This window comes from Actinoplanes sp. NPDC026619 (assembly GCF_040638295.1).
In the GTDB taxonomy this organism is placed as follows: Bacteria; Actinomycetota; Actinomycetes; order Mycobacteriales; family Micromonosporaceae; genus Actinoplanes.
Map to the genome: position 1 here is coordinate 83,823 of NZ_JBEZYA010000025.1, position 14,015 is coordinate 97,837.

General features: G+C 69.5%; 12 protein-coding genes. 3 read left to right on the forward strand and 9 right to left on the reverse strand.

All coding sequences use genetic code 11. The features are described from left to right. Positions 1-121 precede the first annotated feature (121 nt). On the forward strand, positions 122-1,117 hold the full coding sequence (locus AB0E90_RS39865) for an aldo/keto reductase (RefSeq protein WP_360417435.1): 996 nt from the start codon (positions 122-124) through the stop codon (positions 1,115-1,117). Positions 1,118-1,172: 55 nt separating this feature from the next. On the opposite strand, the gene AB0E90_RS39870 is transcribed toward AB0E90_RS39865, so the two are convergent. Next, complete coding sequence (locus AB0E90_RS39870; protein ID WP_360417437.1) at positions 1,173-2,195, reverse strand: aldo/keto reductase; 1,023 nt, start codon at positions 2,193-2,195, stop codon at positions 1,173-1,175. A gap of 105 nt (positions 2,196-2,300) precedes the next feature. On the opposite strand from AB0E90_RS39870, the gene AB0E90_RS39875 reads away from it, so the two are divergent. Then, complete coding sequence (locus AB0E90_RS39875) at positions 2,301-3,056, forward strand: carboxymuconolactone decarboxylase family protein (RefSeq protein ID WP_360417439.1); 756 nt, start codon at positions 2,301-2,303, stop codon at positions 3,054-3,056. A 274-nt stretch (positions 3,057-3,330) separates the two neighbouring features. On the opposite strand, the gene AB0E90_RS39880 is transcribed toward AB0E90_RS39875, so the two are convergent. From AB0E90_RS39880 to AB0E90_RS39895, 4 genes are all read right to left on the reverse strand, one after another. Beyond that, positions 3,331-3,687 carry a rhodanese-like domain-containing protein gene (locus AB0E90_RS39880; RefSeq protein WP_360417540.1) on the reverse strand — a complete coding sequence of 119 codons (357 nt, stop codon included), beginning with the start codon at positions 3,685-3,687 and terminating at the stop codon, positions 3,331-3,333. A 106-nt stretch (positions 3,688-3,793) separates the two neighbouring features. Then, positions 3,794-5,830: a glycosyl hydrolase gene (locus AB0E90_RS39885; protein ID WP_360417441.1), complete on the reverse strand. Its 2,037-nt coding sequence runs from the start codon at positions 5,828-5,830 to the stop codon at positions 3,794-3,796. Then, on the reverse strand, positions 5,827-6,456 hold the full coding sequence (locus tag AB0E90_RS39890) for an HlyD family secretion protein (protein ID WP_360417443.1): 630 nt from the start codon (positions 6,454-6,456) through the stop codon (positions 5,827-5,829). Before AB0E90_RS39890 ends, AB0E90_RS39885 begins: the two co-directional genes overlap by 4 nt. A gap of 263 nt (positions 6,457-6,719) precedes the next feature. Beyond that, a complete protein-coding gene (locus AB0E90_RS39895; RefSeq protein ID WP_360417445.1) occupies positions 6,720-8,312 on the reverse strand; it encodes a glycosyltransferase family 2 protein in 1,593 nt (530 codons plus the stop codon). Positions 8,313-8,375: 63 nt separating this feature from the next. On the opposite strand from AB0E90_RS39895, the gene AB0E90_RS39900 reads away from it, so the two are divergent. Continuing rightward, positions 8,376-8,549, forward strand: coding sequence for a hypothetical protein (locus AB0E90_RS39900; RefSeq protein WP_360417447.1), 174 nt, complete (start codon positions 8,376-8,378; stop codon positions 8,547-8,549). Between the two features lie 45 nt (positions 8,550-8,594). Here AB0E90_RS39900 and AB0E90_RS39905 read toward each other — a convergent pair whose 3' ends face one another. From AB0E90_RS39905 to AB0E90_RS39920, 4 genes are read right to left on the reverse strand one after another with little or no spacing between them, the layout of a single operon-like run. Further along, a complete protein-coding gene (locus AB0E90_RS39905) occupies positions 8,595-10,727 on the reverse strand; it encodes an alpha-galactosidase (RefSeq protein ID WP_360417449.1) in 2,133 nt (710 codons plus the stop codon). Next, complete coding sequence (locus AB0E90_RS39910) at positions 10,724-12,085, reverse strand: sugar ABC transporter substrate-binding protein (protein WP_360417451.1); 1,362 nt, start codon at positions 12,083-12,085, stop codon at positions 10,724-10,726. The genes AB0E90_RS39905 and AB0E90_RS39910 overlap by 4 nt, the downstream gene beginning before the upstream one ends. Beyond that, complete coding sequence (locus AB0E90_RS39915; protein WP_360417453.1) at positions 12,082-13,023, reverse strand: carbohydrate ABC transporter permease; 942 nt, start codon at positions 13,021-13,023, stop codon at positions 12,082-12,084. Before AB0E90_RS39915 ends, AB0E90_RS39910 begins: the two co-directional genes overlap by 4 nt. A gap of 12 nt (positions 13,024-13,035) precedes the next feature. Further along, positions 13,036-13,929, reverse strand: a complete 894-nt coding sequence (locus tag AB0E90_RS39920; protein WP_360417455.1) for a sugar ABC transporter permease — start codon at positions 13,927-13,929, stop codon at positions 13,036-13,038. Positions 13,930-14,015: the final 86 nt, after the last annotated feature.

Here is a 14,015-nt window from a genome sequence, read left to right on the forward strand (position 1 = left end):
CTCTCCTCGCTGCTGATTACCTCTCCATGAAAGCGGGCCGATCCGGCGGCAGGGAGTGCCTGGTGAAACAGGTAATGGCAGGACCCCTTTCGGCCCCGGCCGGGACCGTAACGTGGGTCACATGGACAACATGCGGAAGCGCGTTCTCGGCACCGGCCTCGAGGTCTCGGCCATCGGCTTCGGCGCGATGGGCATGAGCCAGAGCTACGGCCCCGGCCCCGGCCGGGAGGCCAACATCGCCCTGCTGCGGGCCGCGGTGGACCGCGGCGTCACGTTCTTCGACACCGCCGAGGTGTACGGGCCGTTCGTCAACGAGGAGCTCGTCGGCGAAGCCCTCCAGCCGGTACGCGATCAGGTCGTCATCGCCACCAAGTTCGGCTTCGCGTTCGGCGCCGACGGCAAGCAGACCGGCCTGTCGAGCCGCCCGGCGGATATCAAGAAGGTCGCCGAGGCCTCGCTCAAGCGGCTGCGCACCGACCGGATCGACCTGTTCTACCAGCACCGGGTCAACCCGGACGTGCCGATCGAGGACGTCGCCGGCGCGGTCAAGGAGCTGATCGAGGCCGGCCAGGTCAAGCACTTCGGCATGTCCGAGGCGGCCGCCGCGACCGTCCGCCGGGCGCACGCGGTGCAGCCGGTGACCGCCCTGCAGAACGAATATTCGCTGTGGTGGCGGCGCCCCGAGGACGAGATCCTGCCGCTGTGCGAAGAGCTCGGCATCGGCCTGGTGCCGTTCAGCCCGCTCGGCAAGGGCTTCCTCACCGGCAAGATCGACCAGAACACCACCTTCACCGCCGGCGACATCCGCGGCACCATCCCGCGCTTCGAGGCCGACGCCCGGGAGGCCAACCAGGCCCTGATCGACCTGCTCGGCACGGTCGCGGCGGGCAAGGGCGCGACGGTCGCGCAGATCGCGCTGGCCTGGCTGCTCGCCCAGAAGCCGTGGATCGTGCCGATCCCCGGCACCCGGCGGCTCGAACGCCTGGAGGAGAACATCGGGGCCGCCGGCGTCGAACTGACCGCCGGCGACCTGCGCGACCTCGACGCTGCCGCCGCCAAGATCGAAATTCAGGGCGGGCGCTACCCCGAGCACCTGGAACGCATGACCAACCTCTGAGCGGTCAGCGGCCCTGCCCGCTGCGGCCGGCCGCAGCGGCAGGCCTCTGCGGCCGTCAGCGGCGGCGGGCGGCCGGCTGCAGCGACGGGTTGACCCAGCCGTTGTCGGCCGGGTTGAGGGTCACGCCGGGCGCGACGATCTCGTCGATCCGGTCCAGCACCTCGGCTGACAGCGTGACGTCGGCCGCGGCCAGCTGCGACTCCAGGTGCTCCATGGTGCGCGGGCCGATGATCGCCGCGGTGATGCCGGGGTGGCGCAGGACGAACGCGATGGCCAGCTCGATCAGGCTCAGCCCGGCGTCGTCGGCCACCTTGCCCAGGGCGTCGGCCGCCGCCAGCTTGCGCTGATTTTCCGGCAGCGCCAGGTCGAAGCGGTTGGCCAGGCGCTTGCGGGCGATCGACTGCGGGCCCTCCTGCGAGTCACTGCGGTAGCGGCCGGACAGCCAGCCGCCGGCGAGCGGGCTGTAGGAGAGCACTCCCATGCCGTACCGCTGGGTCAGGGTCAGAATTTCGTTCTCGATGTTGCGGGTGAGAATCGAGTACGTCGGCTGCTCGGTGACGAACCGCTCGCGGCCCCGCTCCCGCGCCACATTCTGCGCGTCGACCAGCGCCGACGCCGGGAACGTCGAGTGGCCGAGGTAGCGCACCTTCCCGGCCCGGACGAGATCGGTGAGCGCGCCCAGCGACTCGTCGAGGTCGACCGCCGGGTCGTAGCGGTGCATCTGGTAGAGGTCGAGGTAGTCGGTGCCGAGCCGGCGCAGCGAATCCTCCACCGACCGCATGATCCAGCGCCGCGAGCCACCCCGGTGATTGGGGTCGTCATCGAAAGGCATGAAGAACTTCGTCGCGAGTACGACGTCGTCGCGCCGGCCCTTGAGCGCCTTCCCGACGATCTCCTCGGACTCGCCCTGCGAATAGACGTCGGCGGTGTCGACGAAGTTGACCCCGGCATCGAGCGCCCGATGGATGATCCGGATGCTCTCGTCGTGGTCCTTGGTGCCCCACTCGCCGAACATCATCGTGCCGAGACACAGCTTGCTGACCTGGACGCCGGTGCGCCCGAGCGGTCGTAGTTCCATGACGTGCTCCTTCCGCTGCCTTCGACGGTAGGCGCGTGCGAGAGCGTGAAGGAGGTTGAGTCAGAACCTCCCAGACCCACTCGCGGCCGCTTTACCGTGGGTGCCATGGCGATCAGTGAGGCAGCGCGCAAGAACCACGACGAACTGTTCCCCGGGCACGTGTCGACCCTGGCGGTCACCGACCCGGAGCTGATCGAGTATTTCGACAACTTCGCCTTCGACGAGGTGCTGCGGGACAACCCGCTCGACGCCCGCACCCGGCTGATGGTGCAGCTGGCGGCACTGATCGCCGGCCCGGCCCTGCGGGAGTATCGAGTGATGCTCGGGGCGGCCCTGACCGTGGGCGTCACCCCGGTGGAGGTCAAGGAGATCGTCTACCAGGCCGTGCCGTACACCGGGATGGGTCGGGTCTTCGATTTTCTGCACGTCACCAACGAGGTGCTCACCGAGCACGGGGTCACGCTGCCGCTGCCCGGCCAGTCGACGACGACGCCGGAGACCCGCGCCGCGAAGGGCCTGGCGGTGCAGAAGCAGGTCGCCGGCGCCGCCAACGTGGACGCGATGTATGCGAACGCGCCCGCCGACGAGCAGCACATCCAGCGCCTGCTCTCGGCGAACTGCTTCGGCGACCACCTCACCCGCACCGGCCTGGACCTGCGCACCCGCGAGCTGCTCACGCTGTCCATGCTGATCGCGCTGGGCGGCGCCGACCCGCAGGTGAAGGGCCACGTGGCCGGCAACCTGAACGTCGGCAACGACCGCGCAACCCTGCTCGCGGTCATCACCGTCCTGCTCCCGTTCGTCGGCTACCCCCGAACCCTCAACGCCCTGCGAGCCCTCGACGAGATCGCCCCGGCCTAGCCCCGGTCCGGGCGCATCGGCAGACCCCGATTTCAAGAATGTCGGCCCCTCCAACTGCTGATGAGAGCCCGACATTCTGGAAAATGAGGCGTTTGCGGCCCGGGGCGGCGGCTTTCGGTGGCGGTGGGTTCGCTTGGGCGGTGGACTCGCTTGGCGGTGGGCTCGTCTGGGCGGTGGGTTCGTCTGGGCGGTGGGTTCGTCTGGGCGGTGGGTTCGTCTGGGCGGTGGGCTCGTCTGGGCGGTGGGCTCGTCTGGGCGGTGGGCTCGTCTGGGCCTACTCCCGGATGTCGGCCGGGGCGGTCGTGGTCGGGAGGCCGGCGGCCAGCCAGGCCTCGACGCCGCCGGCCAGGTCGGTGGCCCGGTGCAGGCCGATCGCGCGCAGGCTCGCCGCCGCCAGGCTGGAGCTGAAGCCCTGGCGGCACACCACCACGATCTGGCGGTCGGGGTCGGTCGCCTCGGGGATGCGGCTGGCCGAGCCGGGGTCGAGCCGCCACTCCAGGACGGTGCGGTCGATGACGATCGCGCCGGGCAGCTCGCCCTGCACCGCCCGCTGCCGATCGGTGCGGGTGTCGACGAGCAGCGCGCCGGCCGCCACCGCCGCCCACGTCTCGTGCGGGTCGAGCCGCCGCATTCCGGTCCGGGCCTGTTCGAGAAGCGCGTCCACACCGATCGTCACTTGATCATGCTAGAACCGCACGGTGATCGGCATCGCGTAGGCGCTGCTGGTCGAGAACGGCTCACCCCTTGATCACGCCCGCACGGAAGCGGAGCGAGCCGATCGGGGCCGGTTTGCCGGTGGGTGGGCCGAGCACCGCCATCGCGGCGGTGAAGTAGCGGACCAGGCCTCGGCTGGTGCTCTCCTCGCGCGGCAGGCCCGGCGTGGCCAGCATGCGCTTGGCGGCGGCCGGGTCCGAGATCGCCAGGTCGGCCGCGAACAGGTCGCCCCAGGTGCGGGGCAAGCCGGGCAGTGCTCGGGCCTGCGGCGGCGCCGGTGCGCGGTAGAGCGCGCCGAACGTCAGCGGCAGCAACTGGATGCCGAGGATCGACTCCGGTTTGGCGTCGAACCAGGTCGCGAAGTCGATCTTCGCGTCCCAGACGATGCCGGCGCCGGTGTGCGTGTACCCCGGTGGGCGGGTCAGGCCCTGGCCGAGCCAGTAGATGCGCGCGGTGGCCGCCTCCATCGCGTAGTGCGTCACGCCGTACTCGATCATGGGTTTGTCCTTGCGGACCTGGCCCCAGCGGACGACCGCCTCCCAGGCGGCCACTGCCTCGCTGGACGACTCCTGGTTGTTGCCGTCGGCGAACGGCGCGAAGCCGGAGGCGGCCGAGCTGCCGAGGTACGCGTTGAACACCCGGAACGGCGGGAAGCCGGGCGCGCCGCCGGTGTAGTCGTGCACGATCGCGTCGACCACGTCGCCGTAGTCGCGGGCGAACGCCGGGTCGGCCGCGCCGAGCACGGCGGCGGCGCGCACCAGGTAGCCGTACTGGAAGTGGTGGTCGTTGTAGTCCTGGGCGCCGAATTCGGCCGGCACCCCGACCAGGCCGCCCCACTTGGTGTCGTAGCCGAAGTAGCGGCCGTCGGACGGCCCGGCGTAGGTGAGCCAGTCGATTAACTGCGGGCGCAGCCGGTCGAGCGCGGTCTTCTGCTGCCCGGCCGCGCCCACCGCGGCAGCGGTCTCGGCGATCGAGGAGAGCCGGCCGAGCTCCTTGAGCCCGAAATAGCTGCCGCCCGCGCCGGGCGGATCGGCGAGATCCTGCGTCAGGCCGGCCACGACCGCAGCGCGGTCAGCCGAATCGATATTAACTTTCGGTACGCCGGTGAGCAGGCCAGGCATCGGCACCGTGACGCTGACGGACGATGCGGCGTTCACTTCGAGGGTGCCGCGGGCGTCCGGGTAGGAGCCGATCGACTTGCCGGTGCGCTGGTGGGGGAGCAGGGCCCACACGCCGCTCCGGTGCGTCGTCAGCGTCTGGGTCACGGTCCCTTCGCCGGGATCGTATTCCATGGTGGAGTCGGTGGCCGTGACCGGCTTCGCCGCGGCCGTCGCCTTGTCCCACGCGCTCTGATCCACTCCGTCGGGCACCAGGGCGATCGCGAGGTCGTTTCCGGTCGCGGTGAGGCCGTCGGCCACCCGTAACCCTTCGCCGAGCACGTCCCAGCGCCGGTCGCCGACGGTCAGGCGGGCCCGGCCGTTGTCGCTGCCGGCCTCCTGGAACGTTCCGGCCAGGGCCGGGGCGGTGCCCTCGAAATGCAGCCACAGCACCGGGCTGCCCTGCACGATCGTGGCGTCGACGCGGCCGCCGCCGGCGAGCGCGACCCGCAGGACGACATGGAACGCGCCGTAGCCGGCGACCGTCACCGGGCCGGTCGCGCCGGGCACGGTCAGCGCCGGCGTGAACGCCGTGGTGATCGCGTTGGCCGCGGCGGTCACCGGACCGCCGCCGCCGATCTGCAGGCCGCCGTCGGCGGCCTTGACCACCAGCGGGTGGGCCCAGATGGGTTGGGTGCGCGGCCCGGTCAGGGCCGAGCTCCACCACTGGTTGGTCGGCAGCGCCTGCCCGGCGAGCGGTCCGGCCTGCGCCGGCGGATGGGTCGGCGCGGCCGCGGCCGGCAGGGCCGCGGCGATACTGCCGCGACCCTGCACAGCCGGGACTTCAATCTTCGGCGGAGGCGAAGGCGGCGCCTGGCCGGCCTCGGACGAGGGAGAGGGAGAGGTGGTGCAGGCGGCGACCAGCGTGGTGGCCGCCGCCGCGACTACGGTGCGACGCCTCATGCGCTGTTCACCGCCGGGGTGCCGTCCGGGGCGGTGGTGGTGTCGACGGTTACCGCGAAGGACAGGCCGGGGACCAGGGTGCGGACCGTGGCCAGCGCCGTTTCGTCGGGCTGGAGCACGACGGTGAGCCGGCCGCCGGCCGAACCGTCCACCTCGGGCTTGACCGCCGTGAGGGTGGCCGTGACCGGGACCGACAGGCCGGGCCCGCGGATCGCGGCGCGCATGCCGAGTCGCAGCTGGCGGAGCGTCTCGAGCGGCACCGGCACGGTGAACATCAGCTTGGCCGGGTCGTACATGACGGCCACCGGCTCACCGGCGCGGGCGACCGCGCCCGGGGTGAGGATCTGGGTGACCACACCGGCATGCGGCGCGCGGATCTCCTGCACCGGGGCCTTCTGGCCGCCGTTGGCGGTGAGCGTCACCTTGGCCAGCAGCGCGCCGGCCGTGACGCTGTCCCGCTCGGCGACCATCGCCTGGGTGACGACGCCGGCGTCGGCCGAGCCGACCAGGATCGGTTCGGCGCTCAGCACCGCGGTGCCGGCGTCGACCTGCGCCTGCTCGGCGACTCGGTGCTGGACTACCCAGCCGCCACCGGCCACGGCGGCGCCGAGCAACAACAAGACCACGGTTGCGGTACGGGTGATCCGAGCCGCCCGGCGCAGGCGCGCGCCTTTGGGTGGTCCCGCGGTGGGTTCCTGTTCCTGTTCGGCTTCGGCTGGGGCTTCGGAATCCACGGCGGGCAAAACGGCTGAAGTACTCATATCGTCCTCACTCAGGGAAGTCGTGCTCAGGGAAGTCGTGCTCAGGGAAGTCGGGCTCAGGGAAGGCGTGCTCAGGGAAGTCGGGCTCAGGCAAGGCGTACTCGGGAAAGGGGGATGGCCGGCGGAGATCAGGCCGGAACCGGCACGGGGGCGGCGGTGAGGGCCCGCGGCGCCTGCGGAGCGGGCGTGGCCGGCGGGCGACGGCGGCGGATTTGGCCGCCGGTCACCGATTCGAGGATCATCCGGCCGACGATCAGGACGATCAGCGAGGCCCAGCCGACCGACAACCACGTCGGTGCCGGGTCGTCCATCACCAGGATCCCGGCCACGATCGCCGTGACGTTCAGGATCAGCAGCGCCACCAGCGGCATGACCGCCCACAGCGACCGCGCCGAGTCGCCACCGGCGTTGGTGGCCTTCCACTTCGCCCGCCGCCCGACCAGCACGGCACCGAGCGCGCGCAGGTGGACCGGGGCCGCGCCGATGCTGGCCACGATTGCCGACAGCCGGAACCCGCCCGACTGCAACCAGGTCACGAGCAGCACGGCGGCCTGGAACGGCAGATAGTGGGTGGCCCAGGCGAACCCGTCGGCGCGGATCGGGCTGAGCCCGGCCAGCAGATAGAGCGCCGGGAACAGCATGAACGTGAGCATCGCGAGCGACAGCAGGTAGTGCGTGCCGCAGAAGAGGTACTGCAGCCGCTGGTCGATGGTCAGCCCGGTGCGGCGGCGGAACAGCCGGCCGCGCAGGATGACCTCGAAGCCGCCGCTGGCCCAGCGCAGTTGCTGCTTGAGATAGGACGGCACGTCCTCGGGCGCGAGCCCGCGCGCCAGCACCTGCGGCACGTAGATCGACTTCCAGCCGCGCTTGTGCAGCTCGAGAGACGTCCAGATGTCCTCGGAGTTGCTGTCGGTCCAGATGCCGCCGATCTCGTCGAGCGCGGCCCGCCGGAACATCACATTCGTGCCCACGCAGAACGCGGCGTTGAAGTGATTCTTACCCGGGCAGACGAGCTCGTAGAAAATGCGCTGTGCTTCCCCGGAACCGGTCGCGACAAGATTCACATCATTGACGTACGACTGGGGTGACTGCACGAACGCGACGTCCGGATCTTGGAAATGCGGAAGGATGCTGATCAAGAAAGTCCGGTCCGGCACGTGGTCGGCGTCGAGGACAACGATGTATTCGCCGTCGGTGCGGGCCAGCCCGGCATTGACGTTGCCGGCCTTGGCGTGCAAGCCGCCGGGGCGCCGGAAATAATCGATGCCTTTGGTCTCGGCGATCGCCTGGAGTTCATCGCTGTCGCCGTCATCCAGCAGGATCGTGCGGTGCGGAAGGTCCATCTCCCGGGCCGCGACGAGTGTGCGCCGCACCAGCGCGGGCTCCTCGCCGTACGCCGTGATGAAGACGTCGATGGCCGGCGCGGCCGCCCCGGCGCGCAGCCGGTTGCGCCACACCGTGGCGTCCACCGCCTCGGCCCGGTCGTCGTGCGCCAGGATCGTCCACCAGGTGCCGATCAGGTGCAGGGCGGTCAGGCCCTCGGCGGCCAGCATGGCGATCCACAGCCAGGCCGGCCCGCGATAGGCGGGATTGATCAGGAAAAGCTGGTAGAACAGCGTGGCTGCGAGCGCGCCGATGATCGCAACCCGGGTGGAGCGCTGCAGCGGGCGCCAGGCCAGGCGGGCGCCGGGCCGGGTCGCGGGTGCTGACGGTGCCGTCATGTGTCTGCTCCGAAAGATCAGTTTCCGTAAATGTGGCGGGCTGATCCAAGAGAAGCGGATTCCATGGGAAAGCGCGAGAGTTCGGAATCACATTTCGTCGGCATGACACGATGCAGCCGCGCCGATTATTTCGGCGAGACGAATTTTGCGAAGCGGGGCGGTTTCGCGTTTATCCGGGCGACGTCGGAAGGGCAGGTCAAACGCGTGGTGTTTCAACTCGTGCATCAACCGAAATAAATTCTGTAACTGCGATAGTGAGCAGCGTGACAGCAGGTTTGATGATCAAATTATCGAATTTGCAACACTGTGGACACGCGCGCGGATCAGGACCAGCCGTTCGGGGAAGAGAACCGGCGCCTGGACCCCGGCCACGGCCAGCGACCGGCCACTGAGGACAGCCCCGTCACGCCACCAGGACAACGGATTGCGGGCCGGGCCTTCCGGCCGGTCACCCGGAGGAAGCGGCGCGATCCGGTAGGCCGCCTCGGGGTCGAGGCCGGGCAGGCGCACCCGACCGGGCGGCGACCACACGCCGGTGGACATGGCGACCAGCGCGTAGACCGCCTCGGAGCGGTCCGCCGCGACCACGCCGTGCACCCACAGCGACTCGTCCGGGTGGTCCGAGCGCACCACCGTCCCGCTGTGCAGGAGACCGCGCAGCTCCTTGTAGAGGCGCACCCACTCGGCGAGACGGGCGCGGTCAGCACCGGAAGCCTCGGTCAGGTTCCACTCGATGCCGAAGTGGCCGAACAGCGCCGTGCCGGCCCGGAAGTCGAGGGTGTGCACCCGGCCGGTGGTGTGCGAGACGGCCGGCCCGACGTGCGCGCCGATCATCTCCGGTGGCAGCAGGGTGCCGGTCCACCGCTGAATGGCCTGCCGTTCGAGGGCGTCGTTGCAGTCGCTGGACCAGATCCGGTCGGCGCGTTCGAGCACGCCGAGGTCGACCCGGGAGCCGCCGGAGGAGCAGGACTCGATCTCGACGCCGGGGTGCCGGGCCTTCAGCTCGTCCATCAGCTGGTACAGCCGAAGGGTCTGCACGTGCACGCCGGCCTCCCCGCCGGGGGAGTGGCCGGCGTCGATCAGGTCCCGGTTGTGATCCCACTTGAGGTAGGCGATGTCGTACTCGGTCAGCAGCGCGTCGAGGCGGTCGAGCAGATAGGCGTACGCCCCGCCGTGCCCGAGGTCGAGGACCTGCTGGAAGCGGGCCAGGGGTGGCATCCGTCCGCCGGTCGACAGAATCCACTCGGGGTGGGCGCGGGCCAGGTCGGAGTCGGGGTTGACCATCTCCGGCTCGACCCAGAGCCCGAACTGCAGGCCGAGCCCGCGCACGTGGTCGACCAGTGGATGCAGGCCTTTCGGCCAGACCGTCTCGTCGACGTACCAGTCGCCGAGCCCGGCGTGGTCGTCGCGGCGGTGCCGGAACCAGCCGTCGTCGAGGACGAACCGCTCGGCCCCGACCTGCGCGGCGGCGTCTGCCAGCGCGGTGAGCTTGCCGAGGTCGTGGTCGAAGTAGACCGCTTCCCACGTGTTGACGATGACCGGCCGCGGCGTCCGCGGGTGCTGCGGCCGGGCCCGCAGGTAGGAGTGGAAGCGGGCGGAGAGCTCGTCCAGGCCGCGGCCGTAGGAACCGTAGAGCCAGGGACTGCGGTACGACTGGCCGGCCGCCAGTCGGACCTCCCCGGCCAGCAGCAGCTCACCGCCGCCGAGCAGCGACTCGCCGGTCGAGGTGCGCTCGGCGAGGGCGCGGTGGTTGCCGCTCCACGCCACGTGCACGCCCCACACCTCGCCGTCACGGAAGCCGAAACCGGTCGTCCCGGCGGCCAGCACGATCGAGGCGTCCGCGCCGGTGCGCCCGCGCCGGTTCTCCCGCAGCCGGGTGCCGACCGTGAACGGCTGCCGCTGCGGAATGCGTTCACGCAGGTGCCGCCCGGTGAAGTCGAGCACCTCCGCCGCTTCGGTCGGCACCGGCAAGGTCAAGAGCAGACCGCCGATGGTGTACGCCGGGGAAGCGTGCTCGTTGGTGACCGTCGCCCGTTGCCGCACCAGGCCGGACGCGGTCATCTCCAATTCCAGCAGCAGCGACAGGCCCGCCGCGGCATCCCGGGCGGCGATCCGGAGCTGGTGCGCGACCGGTTCGGTCACCTCGTACACCGTGAAGCTGGTGGAAAAGCCCGCGCCGTCGCGGTGGCCGGTGAGGCCGGGGGTGCCCACCCAGCCCGCCGCATGTTCGGGCAGCAGGCTGAGTGGCACCTCGTCGTCGATGCTGTTGGAGACCTGCTGCGGCCGCGCCGTGTCCAGCAGGCCGGCCACGGAAGGACCGAGATCGGCGCCCCAGTGCAGCACCCGGGGCAGCCGCGGCGGGGTGCAGTCGAGCACCAGGCTCACCCCGCCGGCCCGCCAGTGCAGCGGGTTCACTGCGCCACCTTGAACAGGTCGTTCAACTGGTCGTTGACCGAGGTCAGTGACGAGACCGGGGCGCTGCCGATGAAGACGGCGTCCATCCGCGGGTTCATCAGGGCCAGGATGTCGGCCGCGTTGGAGGTCACCGGGAACAGGAACGTGGTCTTCTCCTTGACCTGGTCGGTGAACGGGGTGACGTCGAGTTTGCGCTCGTCGCGGTTGTAGGCGATGGCCAGTTCGGTGCCCTCCGGGCGGGCCGGGAACACCACCCCGGACTTGCCGATGAGGTCCTGGCACTGGGCGCCGGCGAGGAACTTGACCCACTTGGCCGCGTTCGCCGGCTGCTTCGACAGGGTGGTGATCGAGTCGGCGAGGCCGTTGAACATCGACGCCCGTTTGCCGGTCGGCCCGATCGGGGTGGGCGCGAGTCCGATCTCCAGCTTCTGCCCGGCCGAGTCGGTGAGCTTGCTGAACGTCGAGATCATCCACGATCCGCTCAGTCCCATGGCCGCGATGCCGGACTGGATCTGCTTGTCGGTGCCGATCGCGTTGGCGCCGCCGATCTCCTGGTACGTCGGCATGAAGCCCTTGCGGGTCAGTCCGTAGTACCAGTTCAAGGTCTGCTGGAACGCCGGCGAGTCGAGGTTGAAGTGGGTGCCCCACGGGTTCTTGTCGGTGGCCTGCCAGCCGGCGCTGGCGGTGAACGCCGACCACTGGGTCTGCCCCCAGCCGGCCCCGCCGGAGCCCTCCGAGCTCAGCCCGTGCATCGCGACGTGGTTCTTGTCGAAGCCGGCCTGGTCGCCGCGGATGCCGTTGGCGTCGACCGTCAGATGCGCGACGAGCTTCTCGAACGTGCCGCCGTCGGTCGGGTTCCAGGTGAGGGTGTTCAGCGACGCCGGGTCGACGCCGGCCTTCTCGAGCACGGTCTTGTCGTAGAACAGGGCGATGGTGTCCCAGTCCTTCGGCGCGCCGTACCGCTTGCCGTCCTGGCCCTTCCACAGCTCGGCCAGACCGGGCTGATAGTCGGAGTCCTGCAGTCCGATGTCGTCGAGCGGGCGCAGCACCTTGAGGTCGACGAACTGCGCGTACTTGGCGAGGTGGTCGGTGAACACGTCGGGTGCGGTGTCGGCGATGAACCCGGCGGTCAGTTTGGACCAGTAGACATCCCACCCGTACTGGGAGATGTGCACGTGAAGTCCGGGGTTCTGCGCCGCGAATTCGTCGGCGCATTTCTGGTAGCCGGGCTGCTGACCGGAGTCCCACAGCCAGTACTCGATGGTGCCGCCGCCCGTTTGGGAAACCGTGTCGGCGCCGCTCCAGCCGCAACCGGCGAGCAGGGTGGTGGCCAGGAAGATCTTGAGGAGCTTCATCATTTGATCCCGCTGAAGCCGATGGAGTTGACGATGCGCTTGGCGAAGAACATGAAGAGCAGAAGCATCGGGAGCGCCGCGACGAGCGTGGCGGCCATCAGCCCGGCCCAGTCCGGACCGGTCTGCGGGGTCTGCGACTTGAACACCCCGAGCGCCACCGTGAGCACCCGCGACCGGTCGGTGTAGCTGACCATCAGCGGCCAGAAGTAGTCGTTCCACGAGGTGATGTAGGTCAGGATCGCCAGCGTGGCCAGCGGCGCCGACGACATCGGCAGGATCAGCCGGAAGAAGACCCGGACCTTGGAGGCGCCGTCGACCAGAGCGGCTTCCTCCACCTCGTGGGAGAGGCCGAGGAAGAACTGCCGCAGGAAGAAGACCGCGAACGGGGTCATCAGCATGGTCGGCAGCCCCACCCCGAGCAGGGTGTCGACCAGGCCGAGCTGCTTGATCAGCACGAAGTTGGGCAGCAGCGTGAAGATTGCCGGGATCATCAGGCCGGCCAGGAAGAACCCGAACACCTTCTCCCGGTGCCGCCACTGGAGGCGGGCGAAGGCGTACGCGGCCATCGCCGAGAAGAACACCTGCCCGCCGGTGACCAGAGTGGACACGATCACCGAGTTGGCCAGGTAATGCCAGAACTGGATCGGCTGCCCGGCGCCGCCCGCGTCGATCGCCTCCTGGCCGGTCTGCAGGCCGAAGACCCGCTCGAAGCCACCCCAGGAGAACTGCACCGGCAGCACGCTGTCCGAGCCGGCGTAGAGCGCGTTGTTGCTGGACAGCGCGGTGCGCAGCATCCAGTAGAACGGGAACAGGCTGGCCAGGATCACCAAAATCATGAAGACCCAGGCGAGGGTACGGCCGAGATTGAACCCAGGGCCCGGTGACGGAGCCGGTTCGGTACGGGTGACCGGCACAGCGGCCGGCGTGGCGATGGTGGTCATGTCGTCCCTCCCTCAGTTCAGGTCCGACGATTCGGCCCGGGTGAGCCGGTACTGCACGAACGTGACGATCACGAGAATGATCAGCAGGGCGACCGACATCGCCGAGGCGTAGCCGAACTGGAAGCGGCCGAACGCCATGTCGTAGATGTAGTACTGCAGCACCCGCGACGAGTCGACCGGCCCGCCGCGGGTGGTGATCGCGACGGTGTCGAAGACCTGGAACGAGCCGACCACCGTGATGATCAGGACCAGCGCGATGATCGGGCGCAGCAGCGGGACGGTGATCCGGCGGAACATGGCGATCTCGCTGGCGCCGTCGATCCGGCCCGCCTCGTACACCGTCTCGGGAATGGTCTGCAGCCCCGCGAAGATCAGCAGGGCGGTGTAGCCGACGTGCCGCCACACGTTGATCAGCGCGATGGTCGGGATCACCCAGGTGCTGCCGGACAGGAACGCGACGCGGTCCAGCCCGATCATCTCGATCACCTTGTTCCCGATGCCGAGCTGGTAGTCGAGGATCCACAGGAACACCATCGCGGCCACCACATTGGAGACCAGGTACGGCGTGAGAATGACGCCGCGCAGCCAGGTGCGTTTGGTGAGCCGCTGCATCATCACGGCGATGACCAGGGCGAACACGGTCTGGATCGCGATGTTGACGACCACGTAGTAGAGCGTCACCTTCAGCGAGTTCCAGAACACCGGGTCCTGGACCATGCGTACGTAATTGTCCAGGCCGTTGAATTCCGGTGGGGTGAGCAGGTTGAACTTGGTGAAGCTCAGGTAGATGCCGCGCAATGTCGGCCACACCATGAAGACCAGGAAACCGATCAGAGCGGGGGCGATGAACGCGATCGCCAGCCGGGTGTCGTCCCGGCGTCGGGGGGTGCTGGTGCTTATCGCCATGGGGTCTCCTGCCTCAGCGCAGTCGGGCGACTTATTTGCAACCAGATTGAAAATAAGCCTCCATCGATGCCTGTGACAAGGGTCAC